The organism is Dehalogenimonas sp. W (genome assembly GCF_037094495.1).
Taxonomy (GTDB): domain Bacteria; phylum Chloroflexota; class Dehalococcoidia; order Dehalococcoidales; family Dehalococcoidaceae; genus Dehalogenimonas; species Dehalogenimonas loeffleri.
Window position 1 is genome coordinate 591,775 of sequence record NZ_CP146612.1, and the last position, 26,173, is coordinate 617,947.

General features: G+C 57.6%; 27 protein-coding genes. 8 read left to right on the forward strand and 19 right to left on the reverse strand.

Annotation, left to right across the window (positions count from 1 at the left end):
• Nucleotides 1-109: 109 nt before the first annotated feature.
• From V8247_RS02995 to V8247_RS03020, 6 genes are all read right to left on the reverse strand, one after another.
• Nucleotides 110-490 (reverse strand): four helix bundle protein, encoded by a 381-nt coding sequence (locus V8247_RS02995; RefSeq protein WP_338738622.1) that lies wholly within the window; start codon nucleotides 488-490, stop codon nucleotides 110-112.
• 44 nt (nucleotides 491-534) lie between these two features.
• Nucleotides 535-1,200, reverse strand: coding sequence for a fructose-6-phosphate aldolase (gene fsa, locus V8247_RS03000; protein WP_338738624.1), 666 nt, complete (start codon nucleotides 1,198-1,200; stop codon nucleotides 535-537).
• Nucleotides 1,201-1,337: 137 nt separating this feature from the next.
• Nucleotides 1,338-3,011, reverse strand: a complete 1,674-nt coding sequence (locus tag V8247_RS03005) for a CTP synthase (protein ID WP_338738626.1) — start codon at nucleotides 3,009-3,011, stop codon at nucleotides 1,338-1,340.
• A gap of 307 nt (nucleotides 3,012-3,318) precedes the next feature.
• Nucleotides 3,319-5,754 carry an AAA family ATPase gene (locus V8247_RS03010; RefSeq protein WP_338738629.1) on the reverse strand — a complete coding sequence of 812 codons (2,436 nt, stop codon included), beginning with the start codon at nucleotides 5,752-5,754 and terminating at the stop codon, nucleotides 3,319-3,321.
• A gap of 30 nt (nucleotides 5,755-5,784) precedes the next feature.
• On the reverse strand, nucleotides 5,785-6,105 hold the full coding sequence (locus tag V8247_RS03015) for a MerR family transcriptional regulator (RefSeq protein ID WP_338738631.1): 321 nt from the start codon (nucleotides 6,103-6,105) through the stop codon (nucleotides 5,785-5,787).
• A 70-nt stretch (nucleotides 6,106-6,175) separates the two neighbouring features.
• Nucleotides 6,176-7,111 carry a DnaJ C-terminal domain-containing protein gene (locus tag V8247_RS03020; protein WP_338738633.1) on the reverse strand — a complete coding sequence of 312 codons (936 nt, stop codon included), beginning with the start codon at nucleotides 7,109-7,111 and terminating at the stop codon, nucleotides 6,176-6,178.
• A gap of 1,056 nt (nucleotides 7,112-8,167) precedes the next feature.
• Between V8247_RS03020 and purM the strand changes: the two genes are divergently transcribed.
• The 8 genes from purM to V8247_RS03060 all read left to right on the forward strand — a co-directional run bounded on the left by purM (nucleotide 8,168) and on the right by V8247_RS03060 (nucleotide 14,334).
• Complete coding sequence (gene purM / locus V8247_RS03025) at nucleotides 8,168-9,178, forward strand: phosphoribosylformylglycinamidine cyclo-ligase (protein WP_375340879.1); 1,011 nt, start codon at nucleotides 8,168-8,170, stop codon at nucleotides 9,176-9,178.
• An 8-nt stretch (nucleotides 9,179-9,186) separates the two neighbouring features.
• On the forward strand, nucleotides 9,187-9,882 hold the full coding sequence (locus tag V8247_RS03030) for a hypothetical protein (RefSeq protein ID WP_338738635.1): 696 nt from the start codon (nucleotides 9,187-9,189) through the stop codon (nucleotides 9,880-9,882).
• Between the two features lie 22 nt (nucleotides 9,883-9,904).
• Nucleotides 9,905-11,440 carry a bifunctional phosphoribosylaminoimidazolecarboxamide formyltransferase/IMP cyclohydrolase gene (purH, locus tag V8247_RS03035; RefSeq protein ID WP_338738637.1) on the forward strand — a complete coding sequence of 512 codons (1,536 nt, stop codon included), beginning with the start codon at nucleotides 9,905-9,907 and terminating at the stop codon, nucleotides 11,438-11,440.
• A gap of 58 nt (nucleotides 11,441-11,498) precedes the next feature.
• The gene (locus tag V8247_RS03040; protein WP_375340880.1) at nucleotides 11,499-12,488 is read left to right on the forward strand and encodes a nicotinate phosphoribosyltransferase; all 990 of its coding nucleotides are present in this window, start codon (nucleotides 11,499-11,501) and stop codon (nucleotides 12,486-12,488) included.
• A 156-nt stretch (nucleotides 12,489-12,644) separates the two neighbouring features.
• Nucleotides 12,645-12,908 carry an HgcAB-associated protein HgcC gene (gene hgcC / locus V8247_RS03045; protein ID WP_338738641.1) on the forward strand — a complete coding sequence of 88 codons (264 nt, stop codon included), beginning with the start codon at nucleotides 12,645-12,647 and terminating at the stop codon, nucleotides 12,906-12,908.
• A 12-nt stretch (nucleotides 12,909-12,920) separates the two neighbouring features.
• Nucleotides 12,921-13,745 carry an arsenite methyltransferase gene (locus tag V8247_RS03050; RefSeq protein WP_338738643.1) on the forward strand — a complete coding sequence of 275 codons (825 nt, stop codon included), beginning with the start codon at nucleotides 12,921-12,923 and terminating at the stop codon, nucleotides 13,743-13,745.
• Between the two features lie 108 nt (nucleotides 13,746-13,853).
• Complete coding sequence (locus V8247_RS03055) at nucleotides 13,854-14,087, forward strand: ribbon-helix-helix protein, CopG family (protein WP_338738645.1); 234 nt, start codon at nucleotides 13,854-13,856, stop codon at nucleotides 14,085-14,087.
• Complete coding sequence (locus V8247_RS03060) at nucleotides 14,074-14,334, forward strand: type II toxin-antitoxin system RelE/ParE family toxin (RefSeq protein ID WP_338738647.1); 261 nt, start codon at nucleotides 14,074-14,076, stop codon at nucleotides 14,332-14,334. The genes V8247_RS03055 and V8247_RS03060 overlap by 14 nt, the downstream gene beginning before the upstream one ends.
• 29 nt (nucleotides 14,335-14,363) lie before the next feature.
• Here V8247_RS03060 and tilS read toward each other — a convergent pair whose 3' ends face one another.
• The 13 genes from tilS to hypA all read right to left on the reverse strand — a co-directional run bounded on the left by tilS (nucleotide 14,364) and on the right by hypA (nucleotide 26,049).
• Nucleotides 14,364-15,782, reverse strand: a complete 1,419-nt coding sequence (gene tilS, locus V8247_RS03065) for a tRNA lysidine(34) synthetase TilS (RefSeq protein ID WP_338738649.1) — start codon at nucleotides 15,780-15,782, stop codon at nucleotides 14,364-14,366.
• 89 nt (nucleotides 15,783-15,871) lie between these two features.
• Nucleotides 15,872-16,495: a histidine phosphatase family protein gene (locus V8247_RS03070; protein ID WP_338738651.1), complete on the reverse strand. Its 624-nt coding sequence runs from the start codon at nucleotides 16,493-16,495 to the stop codon at nucleotides 15,872-15,874.
• Nucleotides 16,496-16,507: 12 nt separating this feature from the next.
• Nucleotides 16,508-16,684, reverse strand: coding sequence for a type II toxin-antitoxin system HicA family toxin (locus V8247_RS03075; protein ID WP_338738653.1), 177 nt, complete (start codon nucleotides 16,682-16,684; stop codon nucleotides 16,508-16,510).
• Nucleotides 16,681-16,872: a type II toxin-antitoxin system HicB family antitoxin gene (locus tag V8247_RS03080; RefSeq protein WP_338738655.1), complete on the reverse strand. Its 192-nt coding sequence runs from the start codon at nucleotides 16,870-16,872 to the stop codon at nucleotides 16,681-16,683. The genes V8247_RS03075 and V8247_RS03080 overlap by 4 nt, the downstream gene beginning before the upstream one ends.
• Nucleotides 16,873-16,965: 93 nt before the next feature.
• Nucleotides 16,966-18,081 (reverse strand): M48 family metallopeptidase, encoded by a 1,116-nt coding sequence (locus tag V8247_RS03085; protein WP_338738657.1) that lies wholly within the window; start codon nucleotides 18,079-18,081, stop codon nucleotides 16,966-16,968.
• A gap of 8 nt (nucleotides 18,082-18,089) precedes the next feature.
• On the reverse strand, nucleotides 18,090-18,731 hold the full coding sequence (locus V8247_RS03090) for a TIGR03936 family radical SAM-associated protein (protein ID WP_338738659.1): 642 nt from the start codon (nucleotides 18,729-18,731) through the stop codon (nucleotides 18,090-18,092).
• A gap of 83 nt (nucleotides 18,732-18,814) precedes the next feature.
• Nucleotides 18,815-20,128, reverse strand: coding sequence for a hemolysin family protein (locus V8247_RS03095; RefSeq protein ID WP_338738662.1), 1,314 nt, complete (start codon nucleotides 20,126-20,128; stop codon nucleotides 18,815-18,817).
• Between the two features lie 98 nt (nucleotides 20,129-20,226).
• On the reverse strand, nucleotides 20,227-21,240 hold the full coding sequence (gene hypE, locus V8247_RS03100) for a hydrogenase expression/formation protein HypE (RefSeq protein ID WP_338738664.1): 1,014 nt from the start codon (nucleotides 21,238-21,240) through the stop codon (nucleotides 20,227-20,229).
• A 143-nt stretch (nucleotides 21,241-21,383) separates the two neighbouring features.
• Complete coding sequence (hypD, locus tag V8247_RS03105; RefSeq protein WP_338738666.1) at nucleotides 21,384-22,478, reverse strand: hydrogenase formation protein HypD; 1,095 nt, start codon at nucleotides 22,476-22,478, stop codon at nucleotides 21,384-21,386.
• Nucleotides 22,475-22,702: a HypC/HybG/HupF family hydrogenase formation chaperone gene (locus V8247_RS03110; protein ID WP_338738668.1), complete on the reverse strand. Its 228-nt coding sequence runs from the start codon at nucleotides 22,700-22,702 to the stop codon at nucleotides 22,475-22,477. Before V8247_RS03110 ends, hypD begins: the two co-directional genes overlap by 4 nt.
• Before the next feature lie 18 nt (nucleotides 22,703-22,720).
• A complete protein-coding gene (gene hypF / locus V8247_RS03115) occupies nucleotides 22,721-25,051 on the reverse strand; it encodes a carbamoyltransferase HypF (RefSeq protein ID WP_338738670.1) in 2,331 nt (776 codons plus the stop codon).
• A 1-nt stretch (nucleotide 25,052) separates the two neighbouring features.
• On the reverse strand, nucleotides 25,053-25,709 hold the full coding sequence (gene hypB, locus V8247_RS03120; protein ID WP_338738672.1) for a hydrogenase nickel incorporation protein HypB: 657 nt from the start codon (nucleotides 25,707-25,709) through the stop codon (nucleotides 25,053-25,055).
• Nucleotides 25,690-26,049 (reverse strand): hydrogenase maturation nickel metallochaperone HypA, encoded by a 360-nt coding sequence (gene hypA, locus V8247_RS03125; protein WP_338738674.1) that lies wholly within the window; start codon nucleotides 26,047-26,049, stop codon nucleotides 25,690-25,692. The genes hypB and hypA overlap by 20 nt, the downstream gene beginning before the upstream one ends.
• Nucleotides 26,050-26,173 lie beyond the last annotated feature (124 nt).

Sequence of the window (26,173 nt, forward strand, 5' to 3'; positions counted from 1 at the left end):
GTTCGGGGGGGAGGGGCGCTTCATTTTCAAAGTTGTTCAGATTGGGATCTTGTTCAGTCATTGTGGTTCTCCTGGGGGTTTAAAGTTTACAGTTTACAGTTAGCAGTTTTCAGTTTGCATTATTCGACAGGGCGTTGGACGCCTTAACTGTCGTGGTCAGGGAAGAGATCATCCGCTTAATCTCAGTGACTTTTTCGTTGAACAGGTTGGATTGGCTCTCCGAAATATAGTGTAATTCGCCGGCCAGTAGCAAATAGTACTCAAGTTCACAGGCAGAACCGGTGGAAATGTGTAGAAAACGGGACAGTTCCGCCTTTCCATTCCTGCCGCAACCTTCGGCAATATTGGCTGGGATTGAGACACTGCAACGCCTCATTTGGGAAGTCAGCCCATATATTTCATTGGAAGGAAACCCTTCAGTAAGCAGGTAAACATCAACCGCAAGTCTATGTGCTTTTTGCCAGACACTCAGATTCTTATAATTCTGCATCCGAACCGTCTACTATCCACTTCCTACTGTTTACTGTCTACTGTCTACTCGTTACTCGCCCCTGATTTCTTCCAATCCTCCATAAACGCCTCAATCCCCTTGTCCGTCAGCGGGTGTTTGAGCATCTGCTCCAGAATCTTATACGGCACGGTGGCCACCTGGGCCCCGGCTTTCATTGACTCTACACAGTGCAGCGGGTGGCGGATGGAGGCGGCGATGACCCAGGTTTCTAACTCGTAGGTCTTGAGCATGGCGACGATATCCTGCACCAGCGCCATGCCGTCGTGGCCGATGTCGTCCAGCCGGCCGACAAACGGGCTGACGTAGGCGGCGCCGGCGTGCGCGGCCAGCAGCGCCTGATTGACCGAGAAACACAGCGTCATGTTGACCTGAATACCATCCTTGGCCAGTTCCCGGGTGGCTTCCAACCCGGCGGCATTAGTGGGCAGCTTGACCACCACGTTGTCCGGCGCCCATTCAAAGAAGCGCTTACCATCGGCCACCATGGTTTTAACATCCTCAGCCACGGTTTCCACTGAGATCGGCGAGCCTTCCGGCAGAATACCGGCAATCTCTTTCACCAGCGCCTGGTAATCCTTGTGCCCGGCGCGGGCCACCAGCGTGGGGTTGGTGGTCACGCCGTGGATAATGCCCATGGCGGCGGCTTTTTTAATCTCTTCGGTTACGGCGGTGTCTAAGAATAGTTTCATTGGGGTACTCCATCGCTATTAGCTTTCAGCGGTCAGCTTTCAGCTTTTGTTGTAGTATTTATTCCTTTTGGTCTTAAATATTTAAAGTTCCGAAAGTCTTTACATATGGTTGGACGATAAATCTATCCATTTCCAAATTAGGCTGACGGCTGATGGCTGACGGCTGACGGCTCGTTATTGTCAAGCGGTAGCGCTCTCTGCGCCCCTTCCCGCATCACCTTTGAGGCCGCGCCGATGAAGTCCCGGAATAACGGCTGGGGCTTGCCGGGACGGGAGGTGAACTCCGGATGGAACTGGCAGGCCACCATCCAGGGATGGTCCTTCAGTTCGCAGATTTCCACCAGCCGCCGGTCGGGCGACAGGCCGGAGAAGACCATGCCGGCAGCTTCATATCTGTCCCAATAGGTGTTGTTAAACTCAAAACGGTGGCGGTGGCGCTCATAGACCAGTTCCTGGCCGTAGGCGTCAGCAGCTTTGGTGCCGGGCGTTACCTGACAGGGCCAGTTGCCCAGGCGCATGGTGCCGCCCTTGCCGCAGACGTCCTTCTGCTCCGGCATTATGTCAATTACCGGGTGGGCGGTGGCGGCGTCAAACTCAGTGGAATTGGCGCTGTCGGCAGCGATGACGTTGCGGGCAAACTCAATCACCATGATCTGCAAGCCCAGGCACAGGCCGAAGTACGGCACCTGATGGACCCGGGCGTATTCCGCCGCCTTAATCATGCCTTCAATACCGCGGTCGCCGAAGCCGCCGGGCACGATGATGCCCTGAGCGTGGTCCAGCAGGTGCTCCCCGCCAGGTTTTTCCAGGTCTTCGGACTGTATCCAGTCAATCTGGACGCTGCGGCTGTGATGCAGACCGGCGTGGCTCAAGGCTTCCCGCACCGAATAATAAGCGTCCCGCAGCTCAACGTACTTGCCCACCAGGGCGATGCGTACCGGCTCGCAGGGATTTTTCAGGCAGTCAATCATCTTCTTCCAGGCTTCCAGCTGTGGCGGGTGGGCATTGGTCAGGCCGAGGCGGCGGACCACCAGGTCGCCGACGCCCTCTTCTTCCAGCACCAGCGGCACCTCATACACCGTTTCCACGGTGGGAGCGAAGATGACGGCTTCCCGGTCAACGTCGCAGAACAGCGAGATCTTCTCGCGGATGTTTTCAGATATGGGCACATCGGAGCGGCAGACGATGATGTCCGGCTGAATACCGATGCGCCGCAGCTCGTTGACGCTGTGCTGGGTGGGCTTGGTCTTCAGCTCCTGAGTGGAGCCGATATAGGGCAGCAAAGTAACGTGAACGTAAAGTACGTTGTCGCGGCCGACGTCCTTGCGCATCTGGCGGATGGCTTCCAGGAAGGGCTGGCCTTCAATATCGCCGACCGTACCGCCGACCTCAATCAGGATGACATCAGCCCCGGATTTCTCCGCCAGCTTGTGGAAGCGGTTTTTAATCTCCGTCGTCAGGTGGGGCACTACCTGAATGGTGCCGCCGAGGTAGTCGCCGCGGCGCTCGCGGGCGATGACCGCGGAATAAACCTGGCCGGAGGTGGTATTGGATTCAGCTGACAGATCAATGCCGATGAAGCGTTCGTAATTGCCCAGGTCCAGGTCGGTCTCGGCGCCGTCGCCGGTCACAAAGACCTCACCGTGCTGATAAGGCGACATGGTGCCGGGGTCAACATTAAGATAGGGGTCCAGTTTCTGAACCGAGACGGAAACGCCCCGGCTTTTAAGTACGGTTCCAATACTGGCGACAGTGATGCCCTTGCCTACGGAACTGACCACGCCGCCGGTCACAAAGATATATTTAGCCATATAACAGCATACCGAACGTCCTGAAAATAGAAATTGTGATGTTCATTTGGGAAACGGACTTTTGGGGAAATTCTCAAGCCCGTAGCTTATTATAGGAGTGCCCGGCGGTTGTGTCAACAGAAATGTGGGGGGGGTAGCCGTCAGCTATCAGCTGTCAGCCGTCAGCTTGAAGTAATCAATTAGCAGTCAGCAGTTCACAGTAAACCGTACCGGGGTTGTTAAGACGACCATAGACTATATTCAAGTATTTGAAATTGGTAGTATTGGTAGTATTGGTACGTATTTCCCGGTCCCCCGGAGAGGCCGCCTAAGCGGCCTCTCCAGCCTTAAACACCAATTCCTCACCCTCCAGCTCAACCACCACGGTTGACCCGGCCTTGAAGTCCCCCTTCAAAATCCGGGTGGCCAGCGGGTTCTCCACGTATTTCTCAATGGCACGCCGCAGCGGGCGGGCGCCATAAACCGGGTCATAACCCTTCTTGGCCAGCCAGCCCTTGGCGGCTTCGGTGATTTCCAGCTTGATTTCCATTTCCTCCAGCCGCCCCTCAACGTCTTTGGCCATCAGGTCAACGATGTGCCGCAACTGCTCCTCAGCCAGTTCATGGAAGACGATGATCTCATCAATCCGGTTAATGAACTCCGGCCGGAACTGCTTGCGCACCTCGCCCAGCACCTTGTCCTTCATCTTCTCGTAACCTTCTTTGGCATCGGCGCCGCCGCCGGTAACGAAACCCAGCCGGGACTCGCGCCGGATGGTTTCCACGCCGGCGTTGCTGGTCATAATGACCACGGTATTCTTAAAATCCACCGTGCGGCCATGGCCGTCGGTCAGCCGGCCGTCATCCAGTAATTGGAGCAGCACGTTAAAGACCTCCGGGTGGGCCTTTTCCACCTCATCCAGCAGAATAACGCGGTAAGGGCGCTTGCGGACGGCTTCGGTTAACTGCCCGCCCTCTTCAAAGCCGATGTAGCCGGGAGGCGCGCCGACCATCCGGGACACGGTATGACGTTCCTGATACTCTGACATATCCACCCGCACCATGGCTGTTTCATCACCGAACAGGAACCAGGCCAGCGAGCGCGCCAGCTCCGTCTTGCCGACGCCGGTGGGGCCCAGGAACAGGAAACTGCCGATAGGCCGCCGCGGGTCCTTGAGACCGGCGCGGGAGCGGCGGATAGCCTCGGAGACAGCGATGACTGCCTCCTCCTGATCCACAAATCGCTCGTGGATACGGTCCTCCATATGCACCAGCTTGGCCGCCTCCTCTTCCAGCATCTGGGTTACTGGCACGCCGGTCCAGTTGGCAATAAGCTGGGCGATATGCTCGGCGGTAACTTCGCCGGATATTTTCTCCTTAGCCAGCCAGGCTTCGCGGGCGGTATTGTATTCCTCTTCCAGCCGCAGACGCTGACTTTTAAGTTCCGCCGCCGCAGCGAAATCATCCCGCTGGGAGGCAGCTTCTTCCTCAGATTCCAGCAGCTTTAACTGCTTTTCCTGCTCCCGGATCTCCGGCGGGGCGCTCTCAGAGTCCAACCGCAGCTTGGAGGCGGCTTCATCTATCAGGTCAATGGCCTTGTCCGGCAGATGGCGTTCGGTCAGATAGCGCTGCGACAGCTTGACCGCCGCATCCAGCGCCTCATCGGTGATCTTAATCTTGTGATGCGCCTCATAACGGGGCCGCAAACCCTTCAAAATCTCAATGGCATCTTCAATGTTAGGTTCAGCCACAAACACCGGCTGCAAGCGCCGCTCCAGCGCCTTATCCTTCTCAATGAACTTACGGTAATCATCGGAGGTGGTCGCGCCGATAACCTGAAGTTCGCCGCGGGCCAGGGCGGGTTTGAGCATATTGGAGGCGTCCAGCGCGCCCTCGGTGGCGCCGGCGCCGACCAGGGTATGAATCTCATCTATGAACAGGATGACCTCACCGGCCGAAGCTCGCACCTCGTCCATGACCGCCTTCAGACGCTCCTCAAACTCACCGCGGAACTTGGCGCCGGCCAGCAATGACCCCATATCCAGCGCCATCACCCGGCGGCCTTTGAGGGAGGTGGGGATATCGCCGTTGACAATCTTCTGAGCCACGCCCTCGGCGATGGCCGTCTTGCCGACGCCGGCTTCACCCACGATGACCGGGTTGTTCTTGGTGCGGCGGGTCAGTATCTGCATCACCCGGCGGATCTCCATGTCCCGGCCGATGACCGGGTCCAGCTTGCCCTGCTCCGCCAGTTCGTTCAGATCACGGGAGTATTTTTCCAGCGAGCGGTACTTGCTTTCAGCACGGGCATCGGTAACCCGGTGGCTGCCCCGAATCTTCTGTAACGCCAGATAAACCTTTTCCTTGTCAATGCCGAAGCTCTTGAGGATCGCCGCCGACAGACCTTTCGGCTCACCGGCGATGGCGATGAAGATGTGCTCGGTGCCGATGAACTCATCCTTCAGCCGGGCAGCTTCCTGCGAGGCTTCCTGGCCGACCTGGTTAATGCGGGGGGTGGGGTATATCTGCTGCGCATCATAGCCCAGTTTAGGAACTTTTTTCAGAGCGGCGTCCACCTCGGTCTTGATGTCGTCGGCATCGGCGCCCAGTTCTTTAACGATATCACCGACCAGACCCTGATCCTGACTGAGCAGGGCCATCAGCAGATGCTCCACATCCCACTGGTTATGCTGGTATTGCCGCACCAGTGCCTGGGACGCGGCGATGGCTTCCTGGGCCTGTTCGGTAAACTTTTCCTGTTTCATGATGTGTCCTTTCACGGCGGCCGCGGCCGTCTATTCTTCTTCCAGTTTGCGGTACAACCGCTGCAATTCAGCCTTCAGCAATTCATTTTCACGGGCGAGCTGGTTCATTTTCTCCAGCATGTTGTTGATGACTTCCACGCCGGCCATGTTGACCCCCAGGTCATCCATCAGGTTCCGCACCCGCCGCAGTATGTCAATATCATATTCCGAATACAGCCGGATATTGCCCGGCGACCGCTGCGGTTTGACCAGCCCGGAACGCTCATAATAACGCAGGGTGTGCGTTTTAACCCCGATAAGCTCGGCGGCAACGTGAATCACATAACGCGGACGGTGCATTTCTTCTGTCATCTTGTCCTCCCTGCGGGGAAATCTTTAATCAGTTATTGGTCATTTGAGTTCTAATATCGGGTATTTCCAGCTAGCCGTCCGGTCTGAGCTTCGCCAGTTCGGCAAACAGTTCTTTCTCCCGATCTGTCAGATTGGCCGGCAGTTTAACGTTGATTTTGGCAATAAGGTCGCCGTGGCCGGTCTTGCCGAGGTGCGGCATCCCCTGTCCGGTCAGCTTGAAGGTGCGGCCGTTCTGGGTTTCCGGCGGCACTTTTAGTGCCAGTTTGGTGCCCTTGATAGTGGGGACGTGAACCTCGCCGCCCAGGGCGGCAACGGTCAGCGGAACATCAATGGTTTCCATCAGGTCATCGCCCTTGCGTTCAAATCTTGAATGCGGCGCCACCTTGACCACCAGGAACAGGTCGCCGCGCGCGCCGCCGCCGGAGCCTTCGCCGCCTTTGCCGGCCAGCCGCACCCGGGAGCCGTTGGTCACCCCGGCCGGGATTTTCACTTCCAGCTTGGAATCCTGCATCGCCAGTTGCCGGGCGGTGCCGTGGTAGGCTTCTTCCAGCGATACTTCTACCCCGTATTCCAGGTCCTGACCCTTGTGAGCGCGCCGCCGGCCACCACCGCCGCCGCGGAACATCTGGTCAAAGATACTGCCGATATCTTCACCGGCGTAACCGCCGCCGCCCTGCTGAAAATCAAAACCGCCGAACGGATTGCCGCCGCCACCGAAGGGGTTGCCACCGCCGGGCTGCTGCTGGTAACGGGCGCCGCCCGCCTTTTCAAAAGCATCGGCGTGCTGCCACTGGTCGCCGTACTTGTCGTACTTGGCGCGCTTGTCTTTATCAGACAGAACTTCGTTGGCTTCGTTGATTTCCTTGAATTTGGCCTCGGCGGCCTTGTCGCCCGGGTTCACATCCGGGTGGTATTTGCGCGCCAGCTTGCGGAAGGCCTTCTTGACCTCGTCCGTGGTGGCAGTCTTGTTGACTCCGAGTATGGCGTAATAGTCTTTACCGGCCATCGGGACCTCTTCTCATGCGGGAAAGTTGACTTATTATAGCATTCATCAGCTTTCTTGTCCAAGTTTAGCCAGTTTTCTTAACACTTCTATATTAAGTTCCACCGACCCTGAATAATAGCTGAGTCAATTGTAACGCGACCGATGGTGAGGTCAAAAAAGCGGGGCTAGTTGTCGGCCGTCAGCTTTCAGCCGTCAGCTGTCAGCTGTCAGACACCTATATATGTCATTGCGAGAAGCGCAGCGACGTGGCAATCTAATACCAACTTCCACTCTGGCTTCCTCGGCAAAAGCCGGAAACCAAAAACGTAATGTCATCCTACGCGAAAGCGTGGGATCCACGTCCCTGGTCACTGAATATTGTCAACCGTTTACTGCCTACCCCGGTACCCCGTTTGGGTTTTTGAATTTTACTATTTGATATTGTTTGTTATTTGGTGCTTGGGATTTGGAATTTTCCTGCGAAGCGGGCGATGCCTCGCCCGCCCGGTAAAAGCTGACCGCTGACTGCTGTTAGCTAATGGCCGACAGTTTGCCCAAAATATATATTGCCTAAATGGGACATTTACCCCTTGCATATCTCGCAGTTTTATGCTATTATATGTTCTGTTATTTTCCGCCTTATGAGATTGTTTGAATTGTTTTTTGGCTGATAACTCCTCTGAGCACTGTTTTTAATCGTAAATAAGAGAGTCGTTTCCTTCGCTTTTCAAAAAGTATACCAATACTTGACGATGTTGCCGCTCCGGACCGCCGGCAGACGCTGTAATTCGCCAAAAAAGGGGTATCTGTTACTCTAAAGTGACTCCCAGCGCCTAACTGACCGACTTGCTTTTCACTGCCGGCTGACAGCCCGTCCCCTTTTTGTTCACTGTGATTTGGCTATTTAGTATTGTTTGGGATTTGGCGCTTGGGATTTTGAATTTCCGTAGGGGCGCAGGCATGCCTCGCCCGCCCGGTAAAAGCTGACCGCTGACTGCTGATAGCTGATAGCCCCCCCCCGTTGCGCCTCCCCGCGCCAGATGTTATCATTCAGCTATCACCTCAAGGAGAAATCCCATCAACAAAGACGCTTACGCCGCCGCCGGCGTCAGTATTGACACCGCCGCCGCAGCCAAGGAACAGATTATCAAGCTGGCCCGCGCCACCTTCACCCCCGGCGTCCTGGGCGGCCCGGGTTTCTTCGGCGGCATGTTTGAACTGCCGGGCGGCTACCTTAAGCCCGTGCTGGTCTCCAGTTGCGACGGCGTGGGCACCAAACTCAAAATCGCCTCCGTCATGGGCAAACACGACACCGTGGGCATGGACATCGTCAACCACAGCGTGGATGACATTCTGACCTGCGGCGCGGCGCCGCTTTTCTTCCTGGATTACATCGCCATGGGCAAACTGGACAGCGCCCTGGTGGCTGATATTGTCAAAGGCCTGTCCACGGCGTGTCAAGAGGTCGGCTGCGCCCTGATCGGCGGGGAAACCGCCGAGATGCCGGGGCTTTACCACGGCAAGGATTATGACCTGGCCGGCTTTATAGTCGGCATTGTGGAAAAAGACCGGATTGTCAACGGGTTGACCATTAAACCCGGCGATGCCGTGCTGGGTCTGCCGTCGTCCGGTCTGCATACTAACGGCTATTCCCTGGCCCGGCGCGTGCTGGGCGAGACTCCGGAGGCCCTGTCAAAGGTTTATCCCGGTTTTGACCGCAGCATCGGCGAAGTATTGCTGGCGCCTCACGTCTCCTATTTCAAAACACTCCAGCCGGTAATGAGCGATGTCAAGGGGCTGGCCCATATCACCGGCGGCGGTTTCACCGACAACATTCCCCGCTCCCTGCCGGAAGGCGTGTCCGTCCGGATCAACACCGGCACCTGGGACGTGCCGCCGGTTTTTGAACTGATTCAGAGCTTAGGCCAGGTTGCCCCGGAGGAAATGTTCCGGGTATTTAACATGGGCATCGGCATGACCGTATTTGTTGACCCCTCACACGTTTCCACCATGCTGGCCGCCATGCCGCAGGCCAGGGTTATCGGCGAAGTGACCGCCGAGGCCGGCCGAAAAGTAGAGATTGTCTAGGGGATTCCATGCTGAAGCATAAGCTATCCAAAACCCTGATTACCGCGATGACCGCGGGGCTGATCCTGCTGGCCGGTTGCGGCACTCTGGACATGCAGCTGGAAACCGATGTCAAGGCCTCGGGCGACTACACTCAGAAGGTGGTCATCAACGCCACCGGCGCCATCGGTGCCAGCCTGGTGACCGAGGGCGGCGCCGACGAACTGACCGGCGACGGCTGGCAGGTGAGCCAGACTCAGTCCGGCGACACCGTCACCCTGACCGCTTCCAAGGATTTTTCCCCGGACGACCCCTTCTTCCTGCCCGATGCCACCGGCACGGAAACCGCCTCCCCGGTACTGGATATTCAACGGCAGAACAGCTTCCTGTTCACCGATTACAGCTTCACCGTTAACATCCCGTCAGACCCGGAAGGCATGGGGTTTGACGGCGGTGATGAACTTGATATGCTGGCGCCGAGCCTGCTGAAAAATATGTTCAGCATCTCCTGGACGGTCAATATGCCCGGCAAGATTACCGCGGCCAACGCCGATATCATCAACGGCTCTTCCGCCACCTGGAATTTTGACGTAGTCTCCATGAGTGAGGGTGTCGTGATGACCGCCGACGTGCGGGTCATCAACTGGGCGATTATTTCCGGCCTGGCGGCCTTTGCCATCATCATAGCTATATTAAGCCTGATTTTTGTCAGGCGCCGGCGCTAATAAACAGGCGAGGAAAAAGATTATGCGAGCAATCCTGAGCGTTTCCGACAAGAGCGGACTGACCGAATTCGCCACCGAACTGGCCGGACTGGGCTGGGAGATATTCTCCACCGGCGGCACTAAAAAAGCCCTGGCCGGGGCCGGCGTGCCGGTCCACGGCATCTCCGACATCACCGGTTTCCCTGAGATACTGGACGGGCGGGTCAAGACCCTTCACCCCGCCGTACACAGCGGCCTTCTGGCCCGCCGTGACAAGCCGGAGCATATGGCGGAACTGGAGAAGCAGGGGTTGTCCACCATTGACATGGTGGTGGTCAATCTATACCCCTTTGTCCAGACCGTGTCCAAACCGGATGTCACTTTGGAAGACGCACTGGAAAACATTGATATCGGCGGACCGACGATGATTCGGGCCTCCGCCAAGAATTTCCCCGGCGTCATCATCGTCACCGACCCGGCGGATTACGCCATGGTCATTGACAAACTCAGGAGCGGCGCGCTGTCTATGGACGACCGCAAGATGCTGGCCCAGAAGGCCTTCCAGCATACCGCCATGTACGACACCGCCATTTCCCAGTATCTGTGGCAGGGCAACGAGGAATTCCCGGAAAATATGACCATCGCCCTCAAGAAAAAATACGGTCTGCGCTACGGCGAGAACCCGCATCAGGCGGCGGCCTTCTACGCGGAACAGCGGGTCGGTGCCGGTAACAACCTCGGCATCACCAACGCCGAACAACTCTGGGGCAAGGCACTGTCTTATAACAATATCCTGGACGCCGATGCTGCCTGGAGCGCCGCCACCGATTACGCCGCGCCGACGGTAGCCATCGTCAAGCATACAAATTCCTGCGGCCTGGCCAGCCACGACGACGTGGCCGAGGCCTACCGCCGCGCCTTCGCCGGCGACCCGGTCTCCGCCTTCGGCGGCATCGTGGCCGTCAACCGCACGCTGACCGCCGAGATGGCCGAGGCCATGCGCGGCACCTTTTATGAAATCTCCATCGCGCCGGATTATGAACCGGCGGCGCTGGAAATCCTGCAAAAACGCAAGGATCTGCGCATCCTGAAAGCCGCCCTGCCGGTGGCCGAGGCGCAGACGCCGCTGGTGTACCGCCGGGTCAAAGGCGGCGTGCTGGTGCAGCAAGCCGACGCCCTGCCGGAAGACGCAGTTACTCTGACCACCGTCACCAAACGCACCCCGACCGCTGAAGAGGTGGCCGACCTGCTGTTCGCCTGGCGCGCCGTCAAGCACATCAAGTCCAACGCCATCGTCCTGGTCAAAGACCGGATGATTCTGGGCATGGGGGCCGGCCAGCCGAACCGGGTGACCAGTGTGGACATCGCCGTCAAGCGGGCGGGTGACAAAGCCAGGGGCAGTGTCATGGCTTCCGATGCCATGTTCCCGTTCAACGACAGCGTCATGCAGGCCGCTGCAGCCGGCATCACCGCCATCGTCCAGCCAGGAGGCTCCATCCGCGACGAGGATTCAGTCAAGGCCGCCGATGAGAACGGCATAGCCATGGTCTTTACCGGTACCCGGCACTTCCTGCACTAGAACTCCTGAATAATATCAAATGACCAAATTTTCAAAAGACGCTGAGACAGGCAACCGGATGAAATTCAAACCCTCCGAGGCAGTCCTGCGCGGCGATTCTGCCGACATCTATTTTCACCGCACTATTGAGATCTTGGACAAAGAAGGCATCAATGCCGCTGCGGTGATGGAGGTCTTTCCCAACGGCTCCGGCATCCTGTGCGGTATTGACGAATCGCTGGCCTTGCTGGACGAGGTTTTGCCGCCGGACAACCGCGAAGTCTGGTCACTAGCTGAAGGCGACAGCGTGAGTTCCAAAGAGGTGGGGCTGCGCATCAAGGCGCCTTACCGCAGTTTCGGCTTGTATGAAACCGCTCTGTGCGGCATCCTGGCCTCCGGCACCGGCTGGGCCACCGCCGCCCGGCAGTGCGCCGAGGCGGCAGGTGATATCCCCTGCATCAGCTTCGGAGCGCGCCATGTTCACCCCTTCGTCTCCGGACGCATGGACTACGCCGCTATTATCGGCGGTTGTAAAGGCTGCTCCAGTGTTGAAGGCGCAAGACTGGCCGGACTCGAACCGTCCGGCACCATGCCCCACGCCCTGATTATCGTCATGGGCGACACTGTCAAGGCCACGCTGGCCTTTGACCGGCACATTGACCCCGCCGTGTCCAGGGTGGCGCTGGTAGACACCTTCAAGGACGAGGCTGAGGAAAGCCTGCGGGTGGCCGCGGCCCTGGGCGACAAATTAAAATCAGTCCGGCTGGACACACCGGTGGAACGCGGCCGCGTCACCGCTGAACTCGTGAAAGAAATCCGCGCCCGGCTGGACCAGGCCGGACACCGACAGGTCGGCATTTTTGTCAGCGGCGGCATCACGCCGGAGCGCATCAGGTATTTTCTGGATCGCGGCGCGCCGGTAACCGGCTTCGGCATCGGCAGCTATATCTCCGGCGCGCATCCCATTGATTACACCGCCGACATCCACGAAATTGACGGCAAGCCAATCGCCAAACGGGGCCGGATTCCGGGAATTACCGAGAATCCGAGATTAAAGCGGGTTATTTAACAGGCTTAGCCCTACGGCACAGCGGGTAATTTCTCAGCCCGACACTGAAAGAAGCCTAAATTAGGAGCCTTGCGATATCAGCTACCCATTTTTTTATGTTGACAACATCAGTATTTTCTGATTATACTGATTTATCTCTTTTTACAGAGGACAATTATGGCCAAAGAAAAAACAGCTGCCAATTCCTGTTGCGACACTGGTGAATGCTGCCGCGTTGAAGCGGTGGTGGGCGTGGACGCCCGCGGCCAGGTAGTCTTACCCAAAGAAATCCGTGAGGGCATGGGCATCACCGCCGGGGAGAAGCTGGCCCTGGTCACCCTCAACCGTGATGGTAAACCGTGCTGCCTGGTGATGATGAAAGCAGACAAACTGGCCAAAGGCGCCGGCGAGTTTCTGGGTCCGATACTGAAAGAAATCTGAACGGAGACCACGATGAAAGACACCGAGATTAAGAGTTATGTCAAAGAGCGCTACGGCGGTATTGCCCGCTCCGGCGGGGGATGTGGCTGCGGTTCGGGGTGCTGCGGCAGCCCGGCGCCGGACACCATCGCCAAAGTCATCGGCTATGCCGAAGAAGACCTGGCTGCCGTACCCGACGGGGCCAATCTCGGCTTGGGTTGCGGCAACCCCACCGCCATCGCCGCCCTGCAGCCGGGAGAAACGGTGCTGGACCTGGGCTCCGGGGCAGGTTTTGATGCCTTCCTGGCCGCCCGCCAGGTCGGCCCGACCGGACAGGTGATCGGAGTGGACATGACGCCGGACATGCTGTCCAGGGCTAAAGCCAATGCCGTCAAGGGCGGTTTTAGCAATGTAGAGTTCCGCCAGGGCGAGATAGAAAACCTGCCGGTGGCATCAGGCACCGTGGACACCATCATCTCCAACTGCGTCATCAACCTGTCGCCGGACAAGCCGAAAGTTTTCGCCGAGGCCTTCCGGGTGCTCAAGCCCGGCGGCCGCATCGCCGTTTCAGATATTGTGCTGACCGAAGCCCTGCCGGATTATGTGCGGGATTCCGTGTCGGCTTATACCGCCTGCGTGGCCGGAGCCATCCTCAAAGAAGAATATCTAGATGCCCTCAGGCAAGCCGGGTTTCAGAATATTGAGATAATCGGAGAAAATGTCTTTGATCTGGACTTTCTGGACATGGCGCTGGAGCTGGTGAAGGAAGCCGGGACTCTGGGACTGACCGAAGAAAAGATTCAACACATATCGGAGACAATTGTCAGCGTGAAAGTGACAGCGGCAAAACCGGTTTAATGCTGAACCAGGCACCAGCCCGACGCATCCGGCAGGCAGGTTTGACGGAGACGTTATGACGTTTTATCTCCATGACATTATGATGCTATAATATCAGCGGAGGCTGTTATGAACGAACCGTCAAAAAGAACCACCATCTATCTTGACCCATATCTTTACCGGGCCCTCCGGCTGAAAGCCGCAACTGCGGACCGTTCGGTATCTGATCTGGTCAATGAAGCCCTGCGCGAAAGTCTGGCCGAAGATGCCGAAGACATAGCTGCTTTTGAATCCCGGCTGAACGAGCCGCTGGTCAGCTATGAGGCTATGATTAAGAAACTGAAGGCCGATGGCCGCATATAGCCTGTTCTTCAAGGCGTCGGTGGACAAGGATTTTCAATCCATTCCCCGAGCTGATGCCAGGAAAATAATGCTGCGGATCAGCACCCTGGCTGAAAACCCCCGACCGGCCGGCTGTGAAAAACTGACCGGACAGGAACGCTACCGCATCCGCCAGGGGCGTTACCGCATTGTTTATTCCATTCAGGATAAGGAACTGACGGTCTGGGTCGTCAGGATAGGCCACCGGAAGGATGTTTACCGGCAATAACAGCCGGCAGACACCTGTACCCTGCGCAATTAGATATACGTAAAATCCAGCCGCAGCACCCTGACAGTCGCCGCCGTAACCTTCACCCGGTCATCCAGCCGGTACCCCGCCAGCCCCACAATCTGTCCAGGGCTGACAACCACCGGCACCCGGTCGCGCCACGGCCGCGGCACCCTGGCGTCAATGAAATAGTCTTTAAGTTTTTTCTCCTGGCTCATGCCCTGAGGCTGAAAGCGGTCGCCGGGGCGGCGCGCCCGAACCGTCAGGTCACCGCCGGCCTTGTCATAATCCATCAGCATCACCATGCCTTCAGCCGCGGGCCGGTCGCCAGTATTGTCAATAATCTCCGCCGTCACCCGCCGGCCGGAAAACTCCGTCACACCGGGGATGTTCAACCGGTATTCACCTTCCAGCGGCGGTAGCGGGTTCAGACCAGCCAAATCACGCCCCAGATACAGTTCCCCGTAACCGGCGGCAAACACCAGCCCCGCCGGCAGGTCAATCGCCCGCCCGGCGTTACCGGCGGCAATATCCATCATATCTTCAATATGCCCCGCCTCAATATCCTTGGGGCTGCCCAGAGCCTCAGCCAGGGCTTGTTTCAGGACCGACCGCCGAAGAGCCGGATGCAGGGCCGCCAATCCTCGCTGGTCAATCACCGCCAGGCCGGACTGCCGTATTATCAGTTTCTCCGCAGCGCACCCGGCTTCGCCGCTGATAAAGTCCTGTTCATCAGCCGCCAGCTGTGACAGCCGGTCCAGCGCCTCATCAATGCGGGGGTTAAAATCACGCCGGATTTCCGGCAGAAGCTGTCGCCGGATTCGGTTGCGGGTAGGAGTCAGTGATTCGTTGGTGCTGTCGGTCCGGAACTCCAAACCAGCCAGCCGGCAATAAGTCTCCACCTCAGCCCTTGTAAGACAAATTAAGGGCCGGATGATTTGAAGACACTCAATGCGCTTATAGCGCAACGTAACCGCCTCTTTCAGCCCTACAAGGCCGGAGAGACCGCTCCCCCGGAGCAGGTGAAGCATCACCGTTTCCACATGGTCGCTTTTGGTGTGGGCGACGGCAACAGACGTAGCACCGCCGCTTTCAGCCACCTCGGACAGAAACTGGTAACGCACTTCGCGGGCGGCTTCTTCCGGAGTGAGGCGGTATTCCGCTTGGTAGGCGGTCACGTCGCGCCTGGTAATAACCGCCGGCAAATCCAGTCTGGCGGCCAGCGCACGCACGAATTCGGCATCGGCGTCAGATTCAGCCCCGCGGAGACCGTGGTCAAGGTGGGCGACTGCCAGGGTAATGCCGAGTTCAGTTTGGTATTTATGTAAAATAGATAACAGGCAGACAGAATCAGCGCCGCCGGAGACCGCCGCTACCACCCGCTCACCCCTGGACACCAGGCGATGACCGGTGATGAAATCCAGTACCCATTTTTCCAATTGTCGCATCGGCTAGATTATAACAGGAATTACAAGACGATTGACGGCTGTCTGAAACGCGGAGAGGTTGTGAATTTGGAATTAAGCGGCTAAAGCCATCACCAGGGCAGGCTGTCCACCTGGAAACAGGCTTCATTGAAAGCGACCAGTTTGGCGCTGTCGGCGGTCACTTCTATAATGGTCAGGCTGCCGGTGTTCATGCGGAATTTGCGGATAGCCTCAGGCGGCAAATCAAGCACCCGGCAAATCAAGCTCAGAATGGTGAAATAATGACTGACAATCAGCACTTCGCCATCGGGAAACCGCTCTGTCAAACCGGCCACGACCTTCCAGACCCGGTCGCGGACGTCCGCCAGTGATTCACCACCGGGCAGGCGCGCCGGACCGTCGTTGGCCGGCGCCGTCAATAGCTGCGCCAGACTGCCGCCGAACTCGCTGGCCAGGACCCCTTCCAGGTCCCCGGCATCAATCTCGCGCAGGTCGCGGTCAAACTCAATGGCGACGTGACCATGCTCCTGAGCGATGGCTTCAGCGGTGGCTCTGGCGCGGCCCAGCGGGCTGGAAACAATCGCCTCCAGCTTTTCGGTCGCCAGACGCCCGGCCAGACACTTGATCTGCTTCAGGCCGGTCTCATTCAGCGGCGTATCGGAACCACCGCCCTGAACCCGCTTGTGGCGGTTCCAGTCGGTTTCGGCATGGCGGGCAATAAATATTCTGGTCATCGGCAGTAATGATCAGCCGGTCAACATTTTGATGATATGTTTGGCCAGGCTGTCAGTAATCTCTCTATGTCTTGGGATTGGCTGGGACACCTTGGTTGCCGGATTTTGATACCAATCGTGGTTGCTCCCATTACGGATCAGTACACAACCGGCTTTGGTAATGGCTTTAACAAGGTCAATCCGCTTCACCCGACTACAAGTTCTCCGTATTTACGGACACAGGGAATGCTCCCCGTCCCGATATCGTCGTAGATCGCTTTAAGGTTCTGTTGCAGTTCGGTCAATGATTCGCCTTGAGTTTTATAATCAGGATATTCCTCCAGCCAACCCACCAGCATGCCGTCTTCCTGATAATACACAAATCTCATCTTTTCCATGATCCACTCACTTTACCAAAGGCTGTTCGCCAGCACAAAGCCGCCGCTACCACTAACAGTGTATTATTATATAACAAATCTGCAAATAATCCTTCAGTTTCTGACGGAATAGTCTTCAGCCATCTTCACCCGATCCTCATAACTGGGATGATCCTGTCCCAGTCTTTCCAGCCAACCGGACGGCCGGGCTTCGGCCAGGTTCTGGTCGGTCAGCCTGGTCATGGCGGAAATGAAGACTTCCGGATTGCCGGATACTTCCAACGCATAGGCGTCCGCCGCCTTTTCCCGCCGGCGGCTGAACCAGGACAGCAGCGGCATAGCAGGCAGACCGGCAACGAAAAAGACCGTCAGCAGCAGCGGCAGCGCTGCCGGGTCGGTGATATTTACATAATCCAATACCGGCACCAACAGGCTGAACAGCCCGGCGGCCAGGGCGAAAACCGCCAGCAGCGCCATCCCTTGAAAGGTATAAAGCCGCCAGACGTCATTATGCCGCTGGTGCCCCAGTTCATGAGCCATGACCAGTTCAATCTCTTCCGGAGTGTATTGGTCAATCAGCGTATCGGAAATAGCCACCCGTTTGGTCCGGCCCAGGCCCATGACCGCGGCGTTGGCCTGAGCGGTCTTGGCGGCAAACTCCATGACATAAATGCCGCCCACCTGGACGCCGGTGCGTTCGGCCAGTGCTTCCAGACGGTCTTTCAAATCGCCTTCAGCCATCGGCTTCAGCTTGAAAAACATCGGGATGATGAACACCGGCGCCAGTACCGTCAGCAACAGAGTGACGACCATCAGCCCCGTCCAGGCACCGAGCCACCACCAGTCCGGCAGCCACAGCATTAAGCCGTAAACCGCCCCCACGGCGACAGCGCCGAAGACAATACCCATTGACAAGGACTTGACATGGTCGCCCAGCCAGCCGCGGAAATCCTGACGGGACAGCCCGTAATCCCGCGGCAGCTTAAGCCCGCTGACATAGATCAAAGGCAGGGTGACCACATCCAGGATAACCATAAGAAAAACAAAATACAGCGCCGCCGCCGGTATCACGGCCGTGGGAAAAATGGCGGCGAAGGTCGCGGACAGCGGACTCAGCAGCAGCACGGCGGCTAGCACGGCCGTCAGCCCGAATTCCAGCCGGCTCCAGCGCCGCCGGCGGCGGGCGTACTCGGCGGCTTGTTGCTGGCGGTCAGCGTCAAGCCTGGACATCGGTCGGCCTAAGCCAGCACCAGCCGGGTTCGATGAATTGACCGCGGTTTAGCGGTAAAGCCCAGCGCCAGCGCCATCTGTTCGGGACGGCCGGAGCCGGACGGGTCGTTCTTAAGCCGCATGAACAGGGTGACGGCATCATCCTGAGTGCCAACGACATACATATCATCAATCTGAGCCCGCAGGTCATAGGTCCGGGTCGTCTTGTCCCGCTGATGGCTCCACTCCAGTGTCGTCAATTCCAGCAGGTTGTCAACGGCTTGTCCTATCTGCGCCGCCGGGCGGTCCAAAGGTAACGTTACCTGATATTCAGCGAAACGCACCAGTGATTGCAGCGACGGGGACTCCTGCGGCATAAACATCGCCTGTTCCACGGTTACCCCCGCCGGCATCCGGGCGGCTACCAAACCAAGCACCGTGGACGCTGCCGGCGGATTTTCCAGCCAGGCTTCCATCAGCTCTGTCTCGGAGGTCCAGCCGACCGCCAGCGGTGCCGCCACCGCCAGCCGGGGGTGGGCATTGAAGCCCTCAGAATAGGCCATATCCAGCCCGGCGCGCCGGAACACCCGCGGCCACAACCGCATCATGTCCAGGTGCGAGATATATTTCAATTCTTCCCCGCGGGAATAGCGAAAGCGAATCTTTTTCATTCAGTTTCCAGACATAGTTTAAAATTTATCAGCGGCGTCAGGGAATCCCGGGGCTGTGGACCGTGAAGACCGGTGCCGGGGCGCTAGTTTTTAACCGGCGGCTCGCCGGCGGCGCCTTCAGCGGGCGGCGCCGGGCGCTTTTCCCGGGTAATCAGCACTTCTTCAATCTTCTTGGCGCGCATCCGGGTGATTACCAGCTTCAGCCCGTTATACCGCAGCACCTGTCCCTGCCGGGGAATCTGCCCCAGTTGTTTCAGGACAAACCCGGCGATGGTTTCATATTCATCGTCCTCCGGCAATTCAATGCCGATCTGCTCGTTGGCTTCATCAATACGCATGCCGCCGTCCACCTGAAAGGTGTTTTCATTGATGGATTCAAAGTCTTTTTCGGCACTGGAGAGCTCATCACCCACCGGGCCGACAATCTCTTCCATCAACCGGGACAGGGACACCACCCCGGCGGTACCGCCGTATTCATCCACCAGCACTGTCATGCGGAAATTCTTGTCCCTCATCTCGTTAAAAAGTTCACCGATAGGCTTGGTTTCCGGGGCAAAATAAGCCGGGCGCGCCAGTTCATCAACCGGATCGTCCAGACTCACTTCACCCCTGGCCTGGGCCATCAGCACGTCCTTGATAGACAAAATACCGACCACATTGTCCATGTTTTCTTCATAAACCGGAAAACGGGACATGGGATATTTTTCATACAGCCCGAAGAAATCCTTCAGCAAAGTGCCTTTCTCCAGGGCCACCACTTCAGGGCGGGGTACCAGCACCTCAAAAACCGGCCGCTCCCGGAAATCCAGCACGGCATGGAGCATCTCAGCCTCATCCTTCTCCACAGTGCCTTCCTTGTGGCCGACATCAATCATACTGCGGATTTCTTCCTCGTTGAAGAGTGAACGATGATACGTCTGCCCGCCGCCGAACAGCTTCATAAACACCCCGGCAATCCAGGAAAGAAAGGCCACAAACGGGGCGAACAGCCAGGCCAGAAGCATTATCGGCCGGGCATACAGCAGGGTTAGCTTTTCGGCGTGCCGGGTGGCCGCCGTCTTCGGCGTAACCTCGCCAAAAATGAGCAGCGTAATCGTCAATCCCACGGTGGCGACGATAACGCCGTTCTGCTCGCCAAAAGCCGAGATGGCCAGTACCGTGGCCAGAGCGGAGGCGGCTACATTGACGAAGTTGTTGCCGAACAGCACCGTGGACAGCAGCCGTTCCGGTTTTTCCACCAGTGCCGCTACCAGCAGCGCGCCCTTGACCTTGTTTTCCACCATGGCCTGCAGCCGATAGCGCGACAATGACATAAACGCCGTCTCGGAGCTGGAAAAGAACATGGAGAGTAACAGACACAGGATAAGGAGAAGCAGATACACCGATTCTATTGACATAATACTATTACAAAGCCAGCCGAATTAGATTTTATTTCTGATAATACCATTTGCGCGAATATGATACCATAAAACGCCACAATGTCCACGGCTGTTTTTCAGCAGATTCGGGGCAAAAGCTCCCCTGACAGCATGTCCAGCACCCGCCGTGCACCCAGCGCCGTCCTGAGGATGACCTTGCCCGGCCGTTCGGCGGTTACTTCGCCGATAACGGCGGCTTCGGCTCCATACGGATTTGACCGTATCGCTGCCAGAATGCGGTCGGCATCATCGGCTCCGGCAATGACAATCATCTTGCCTTCATTGGCGACATACAACGGATCAAAGCCCAGCAGCTCACAGGCGCTCCGCACCGCATCCTTGACCGGCACTGCATTTTCATTGATGGTGATGCCGGCCTGGGACTGACCTGCAATTTCATTCAGCGTCGTCGCCAGACCACCGCGGGTCGGGTCCCGCAGTACCCGGACATTTTTTGAAACCGCCAGTATGGCGGCAATCATTCCGTTGAGGGGCGCGCAGTCGCTGGCAACGGGCACTTGGAAACTGAAACCTTCGCGCTGAGCCATGATGGCCATGCCGTGGTCGCCGATGCTGCCGCTTAACATAACGACATCACCCGGCCGGGCATTGACCCCGGAAATGTCCAACCCTTCGGGGATGACGCCGATGCCTGAGGTGTTGATGAACAGCCGGTCGGCCTTGCCGCGGTTGACCACCTTGGTATCGCCGGTCACAATCTGCACTCCGGCCTCGGCGGCGGCGGCCTTGATACTCTGGACAACCCTTGACAGGTCCTCCAGCGGCAGCCCTTCTTCAATAATCATGGCCAGACTGAGGTATTTCGGCACGGCGCCGGAGGTGGCCAGGTCGTTGACCGTCCCGCAGACCGCCAGTTTACCAATGTCGCCGCCGGGAAAAAATATCGGACTGACCACATAACTGTCGGTAGTGAAAGCCAGCCGTCCGCCGCCGATATTCAGGCTGGCGGCGTCGTCCATGCGGTTCAACAGGTCATTTTCCAGTTCGCTGACAAACATGCTGCGCACCAGTTCCTGGCTCAACTTGCCGCCGGAACCGTGGGCCAGCAACACATTTTTGGTTTTCTCCACTCAATCCTCCAGAGTCAAACCCTGATTTTCCATGTCAAAGCGCTCAACAACCGTCGCTGACAAAACCGTCCATTCCAGATCACCGGCTGTTAAGGGTTGGGGCTTCCGGTTGTTACCGCCGGTTTAACGCACCAATGTTTGAATCAATCAATTACTTCGGCAAAATGATAATACGCCGCGCACGAACCCTCACTGGATACCATGCACGGACCGACCGGATTTTCCGGCGTACAGACCTTGCGGAACAGCTTGCAGTCTTCCGGCGTCTTGACGGCCCGGATAACCTCGCCGCACAAACAACCGGCTGGCTCGCGGGACGGCTTATCAAGCTTTATGTCAAATAGTTTATCGGCATCATAGGCGGCATATTCCGACCGTATCTTCAGTCCGCTGCCGGGAATCTCGCCTATCCCCCGCCAGTTGGCGGCCGACGGCTCAAAAACGGTATCCAGCATTTTCAGGGCAATCGGATTCCCTTCCGCTTTCACCGCTCGGCTGTAGGCCGTTTCCACCTTCGGGGTACCGGCTTCAATCTGCTCCACAATCAGGTTGACGCACTGCAGGACGTCCAGCGGTTCAAAGCCGGACACGGCACAGGCAATGCCATAACGCTCCGGGATGAACTCCCAGGCATCAGCGCCGATGATGGCAGAGACATGACCGGGGCAGATAATCCCCTGAAGCTTGACCTCACCGGCATCCAGCAACACTTTAGTAACCGGCGGCGTCACTTTATGCAGGGACAACACCGAGAAATTGGACAACTTTTCGGCTGCGGCCTGCAGAATGGCGGCAGCAATGGTCGGTGCCGTGGTTTCAAAACCGATACCGACAAACACCACTTTCTTATCCGGATTTTGCCGGGCGATGTCCAGGGCATCCAGCGTGGAGTAAACGGTGCGCACATCGGCCCCGGCGGCCCGTGCCCGGTCCAGACTGGAATAACTGGCCGGCACCTTGATCAGGTCACCGAAGGTGGTGATGACCACCCCCGGCACAGCGGCCAGCGCCATAACCTTGTCCAGATCAGCGCTGGCGGTGACGCACACCGGACAGCCGGGGCCGGACAACAGCTTCAGGTGCGGCGGCAGCAGCTCCCGCAAGCCGTACCGGAAGATCGCCACGGTATGACCGCCGCAGAACTCCATGATGTTGGCCGGGGTTTTGGACTTCCGCCGGATGTTCTCCAGCAGTTTTTGTGCCAGAGCGGAATCACGGAAACCTTGGGTAAAATTCATGAATTCTCCGGAATCATCTCCATCTCTTTGAACAGCTTGAGCGTCTCCAGGGCATCGGCTTCATCCAGCACCTGAATGGCATACCCGGTATGCAGCAAAATATAATCTCCCACTTTGGCGTCGGGCACCATCATCAGGCTCGCCCGAACCTTGGTGCCTGCCATGTCGGCTTCGGCGATATCGCCGTTAATACTCTCAATCTGAGCCGGTACCGCTAAACACATCTTAAAACCTCCTCAGGTTTAATTTCCTGCTAAAAAAAGCTCTGTCAGGCCGGATCCGTTAACCATCCTGGACGCCACCGCGGCCTGACCCAGCGACAATCCGCCGTCATTGGCCGGGACGTCACGATGAGTATATACCTTGAACCCCCGGGCTTCCAGCCCGGCGATGGACTGACGCAGCAGCCGCCGGTTCATAAAACAGCCGCCGGACAACGCCACTTTGTCTATGCCGGTGTCTACCCTTAGACTCTGACAGACTTTTATATTTATGTCAACTACGGTGTTGTGAAAACGAGCCGCCATCTCCGGCTCCGGCACCTGGGCCGACCGGTCCGCCAGCACCCCGGCCAGCAGCCGTTGCAGCCGGATTATCTTCATGCCTCCGGCGACTGCAATGTCAAAGGGATAGACCGCATCGGTGTCCACCCCTTCAGCGGCCATCTCCAGTTCCACCGCCGCCTGGGCGTCATACTGTATTTCCGTCCGGATGCCCATCAATGCGGCGACGGCGTCAAACAGCCGACCGGCGCTGGAGGTTTCCGGCGTGTTCAGCCTGTGGTCTGTTTGCCGGGCGATAAGCTCCAGTTCAGACCTATTGACACCCCTTAGACACCCAGCGGCTTGTGTCAGGCCGGCGGCGCCGAAAAGCCGGTACAGATAACCAACGGCGGTGCGGTAGGGCTTCTTCACCGCCGCCTCGCCGCCCGGCAGCGGCAGGTATTCCAGATGAGCCCGCCGTTCAAAACCGGCGAGGTCGGCCGTCATAAATTCACCACCCCAGATTTTGCCGTCTTTACCGTAACCGGTGCCGTCCAGGGCGAGGCCGATGACCCGACCGGTTTCCCCGTTTTCCGCCAGACAGGCGGCAATATGGGCATGATGATGCTGCACTCTGACCAGCGGCAGCCGGCCGGCGGACGCTGATTCCTCCGCCCACTTGGAACTGACATAATCAGGATGAAGGTCACAGGCAATGATTTCCGGGTCAATACGGAACATTTTCCGGTACAGACCCAGCGTCTCTTCAAAATGCTCCCGGGTTTCCACGCTGTCCATGTCGCCGATATGCTGCGACACAAAAGCGTTATCATCACGGGTCAGACAGAAGGTGTTTTTTTCCTGAGCGCCCACCGCCAGCACCGGCGGCCCGCTGGCCGGCAGCCTGACGGGGTACGGGGCATAACCGCGCGCCCGCCGCAGCATCCGGGGCGCCCCGGCCTCATGCATCACCACCGAATCATCGTAGCGGGAATATATCTCCCGGTTATGCAGCAGAAAATAATCGGCAATTTCGCCCAACCGGTGCAGCGCTTCATCATTATCGCGGGCAATCGGCTCTTCTGCCAGATTACCGGAGGTCATCACCAGCGGCTGGCCGGCGTCCGCCATGAGCAGGTGATGCAGGGGGGTATAGGGCAGCATGACGCCCTGGTATTTCAGGCCCGGAGCCACTCCCGGCGCCAGACCGGTTTCCGCCCGGAGTTTCAACAGCACAATCGGGGCCGCCGCGGCAGTGAGCAGGCTTTTTTCAGCCTCACTGACCAGGCAGATTTTTTCCACCGCCGCCATATCCGGCAGCATGACGGCAAAGGGTTTGGCCGGCCGTTGTTTGCGCCGCCGCAGTTCGCTGACGACTGCCTCAGAGGTGGCGTCACAGGCCAGTAAAAAGCCGCCGAGGCCGCGGACCGCCAGTATCTTGCCCTGGCGTAATAAGGAGGCGGCGGTCGCGACAGCATCATCGCCGGCGACTGCGCTGCCGTCAGCGGCAACCAGCCGCAATCGGGGACCGCAGACGGGACAGGCGTTGGGTTGGGCGTGAAAACGCCGGTTTAACGGGTCCTGATACTCGGCGCGGCAATCCGGGCACATGGTAAAAGCCTTCATGGTGGTCAGCGGCCGGTCGTACGGGATGTCCTCAATAATAGTGAACCGGGGCCCGCAGTTGGTGCAGTTGGTGAACGGATAACGGTACCGCCGGTTCGCCGGGTTAAATATTTCAGCCCGGCAGTCAGCACAAACCGCCAGATCAGGAGAGATAAGCTGGTACTTGTCCGGCTCGGCGATACTCGGCTGAATCTCAAAACCCGCGTAACCACAGGCCGGCAAACTACTTGACATAACTTCGGTGATATAAGACTGTGGCGGCGCTTCGGCCGTTAACGCCGCCAGAAATGTTTGCAATGTTGCCGGCTCGCCCTCAACTTCCAGCCGCACTTCACCGGAGGTATTGGTCACCCAGCCGGTCAGCTGGTGGCGTTGCGCCAGTTGATAAACAAAGGGCCGGAAACCCACCCCCTGGACAATACCTTTGACAGAAACGGCCAGCCGCTCCATCGCCCGGGCGGTCATGCTACATCTCCTGCCGGAGCGCCTGGGCTTTGAGCCAGTCAATCCAGGCCTCAAAACCCTCGCCGGTCCGCGCCGACAGCGGCAGAATCAGGACGCCGGGATTCAACCCGGAAACCGCCTGTTGAAACTTAGTCAGGTCAAAGTCAAAATAGGGCAGGACGTCAATCTTGGAAATAACCACCACATCGGCAGTGGCAAACATCCCGGGATATTTGAAGGGCTTGTCATCACCCTCCGGCACGCTCAGGATAACCACCCGCTTATGCTCGCCGAGCTTGAATTCAGAAGGACAGACCAGATTACCGACATTTTCAATCATGATAATGTCCAGGGTATCCAACGGCAGGTTGTCCAGTCCGGCGGCTATCTGGTTGGCATCCAGGTGACAACCGCCGCCGGTGTTAATCTGCACCACCGGCGAGCCATGCTGCGCCACCTTCTCGGCATCTACCGAAGAAGCCAGATCGCCTTCAATAACGCCGACCTTCAGGTGCTGTCCAAGACTGTCAATGGTACGCAGGATAAAGGTGGTCTTACCGGAACCGGGGGAAGCCATGATGTTCAGCCCGACGATCCCCTGAGCGTCCAGGCGGGACTGGTTAGCCTCCGCCGTCGCCGAGTTAGCCGCCATAATATCCTTAAGGACCTTTATCTGCATCGTCCACCTCAATAGAATCTATATAAAATTCTTTGCCGGCCACCACTTCCGCCTGCCACTGACCGCACTCCGGGCAGATCCACTCCTCCGGAGCCGGCACAAATTCCGCAGCACACGCCCGGCACTTCATCCGCGCCGCAACCCGCTTGAAATTAAGTTTGGCACCGGCGGCAATGGTGTCTTTGGTCATAAAATCAAAATAGAATTGAACGCTGTCATCCACCAGGCCGGACATTTCGCCGATGACCAGGTTGACCGCGCTCACTTTCTGCGCTCCGGCTTTTTCCGCCTCTTTGAGCACAATATCCAGCAGGCTTTGGGTAACCGCCATTTCATGCATTAAGTCATAGTCCTAATACCAAAGTACAATGTGAATTATACTTCAAAGCCGTTTTTCGGGCAATTTATAGCTGCAGAAAAACAAGGGAGCCGCCTGAAAATTCAGGCGGCTCCCAATGAAAGGG

Coding starts and splice junctions, on each gene's coding strand:
- purH (WP_338738637.1), top strand. CDS start 9,905: ATGCGAGCAATCCTGAGCGTTTCCGACAAGAGCGGACTGACCGAATTC.
- V8247_RS03030 (WP_338738635.1), top strand. CDS start 9,187: ATGCTGAAGCATAAGCTATCCAAAACCCTGATTACCGCGATGACCGCG.
- V8247_RS03085 (WP_338738657.1), bottom strand. CDS start 18,081: ATGTCCAGGCTTGACGCTGACCGCCAGCAACAAGCCGCCGAGTACGCC.
- V8247_RS03050 (WP_338738643.1), top strand. CDS start 12,921: ATGAAAGACACCGAGATTAAGAGTTATGTCAAAGAGCGCTACGGCGGT.
- V8247_RS02995 (WP_338738622.1), bottom strand. CDS start 490: ATGCAGAATTATAAGAATCTGAGTGTCTGGCAAAAAGCACATAGACTT.
- V8247_RS03040 (WP_375340880.1), top strand. CDS start 11,499: ATGAAATTCAAACCCTCCGAGGCAGTCCTGCGCGGCGATTCTGCCGAC.
- fsa (WP_338738624.1), bottom strand. CDS start 1,200: ATGAAACTATTCTTAGACACCGCCGTAACCGAAGAGATTAAAAAAGCC.
- V8247_RS03080 (WP_338738655.1), bottom strand. CDS start 16,872: ATGGAAAAGATGAGATTTGTGTATTATCAGGAAGACGGCATGCTGGTG.
- hypD (WP_338738666.1), bottom strand. CDS start 22,478: ATGAATTTTACCCAAGGTTTCCGTGATTCCGCTCTGGCACAAAAACTG.
- V8247_RS03010 (WP_338738629.1), bottom strand. CDS start 5,754: ATGAAACAGGAAAAGTTTACCGAACAGGCCCAGGAAGCCATCGCCGCG.
- V8247_RS03090 (WP_338738659.1), bottom strand. CDS start 18,731: ATGAAAAAGATTCGCTTTCGCTATTCCCGCGGGGAAGAATTGAAATAT.
- hypB (WP_338738672.1), bottom strand. CDS start 25,709: ATGCAGATAAAGGTCCTTAAGGATATTATGGCGGCTAACTCGGCGACG.
- hypA (WP_338738674.1), bottom strand. CDS start 26,049: ATGCATGAAATGGCGGTTACCCAAAGCCTGCTGGATATTGTGCTCAAA.
- V8247_RS03015 (WP_338738631.1), bottom strand. CDS start 6,105: ATGACAGAAGAAATGCACCGTCCGCGTTATGTGATTCACGTTGCCGCC.
- V8247_RS03070 (WP_338738651.1), bottom strand. CDS start 16,495: ATGACCAGAATATTTATTGCCCGCCATGCCGAAACCGACTGGAACCGC.
- hgcC (WP_338738641.1), top strand. CDS start 12,645: ATGGCCAAAGAAAAAACAGCTGCCAATTCCTGTTGCGACACTGGTGAA.
- V8247_RS03110 (WP_338738668.1), bottom strand. CDS start 22,702: ATGTGTTTAGCGGTACCGGCTCAGATTGAGAGTATTAACGGCGATATC.
- V8247_RS03095 (WP_338738662.1), bottom strand. CDS start 20,128: ATGTCAATAGAATCGGTGTATCTGCTTCTCCTTATCCTGTGTCTGTTA.
- V8247_RS03060 (WP_338738647.1), top strand. CDS start 14,074: ATGGCCGCATATAGCCTGTTCTTCAAGGCGTCGGTGGACAAGGATTTT.
- tilS (WP_338738649.1), bottom strand. CDS start 15,782: ATGCGACAATTGGAAAAATGGGTACTGGATTTCATCACCGGTCATCGC.
- V8247_RS03005 (WP_338738626.1), bottom strand. CDS start 3,011: ATGGCTAAATATATCTTTGTGACCGGCGGCGTGGTCAGTTCCGTAGGC.
- V8247_RS03055 (WP_338738645.1), top strand. CDS start 13,854: ATGAACGAACCGTCAAAAAGAACCACCATCTATCTTGACCCATATCTT.
- hypF (WP_338738670.1), bottom strand. CDS start 25,051: ATGACCGCCCGGGCGATGGAGCGGCTGGCCGTTTCTGTCAAAGGTATT.
- V8247_RS03020 (WP_338738633.1), bottom strand. CDS start 7,111: ATGGCCGGTAAAGACTATTACGCCATACTCGGAGTCAACAAGACTGCC.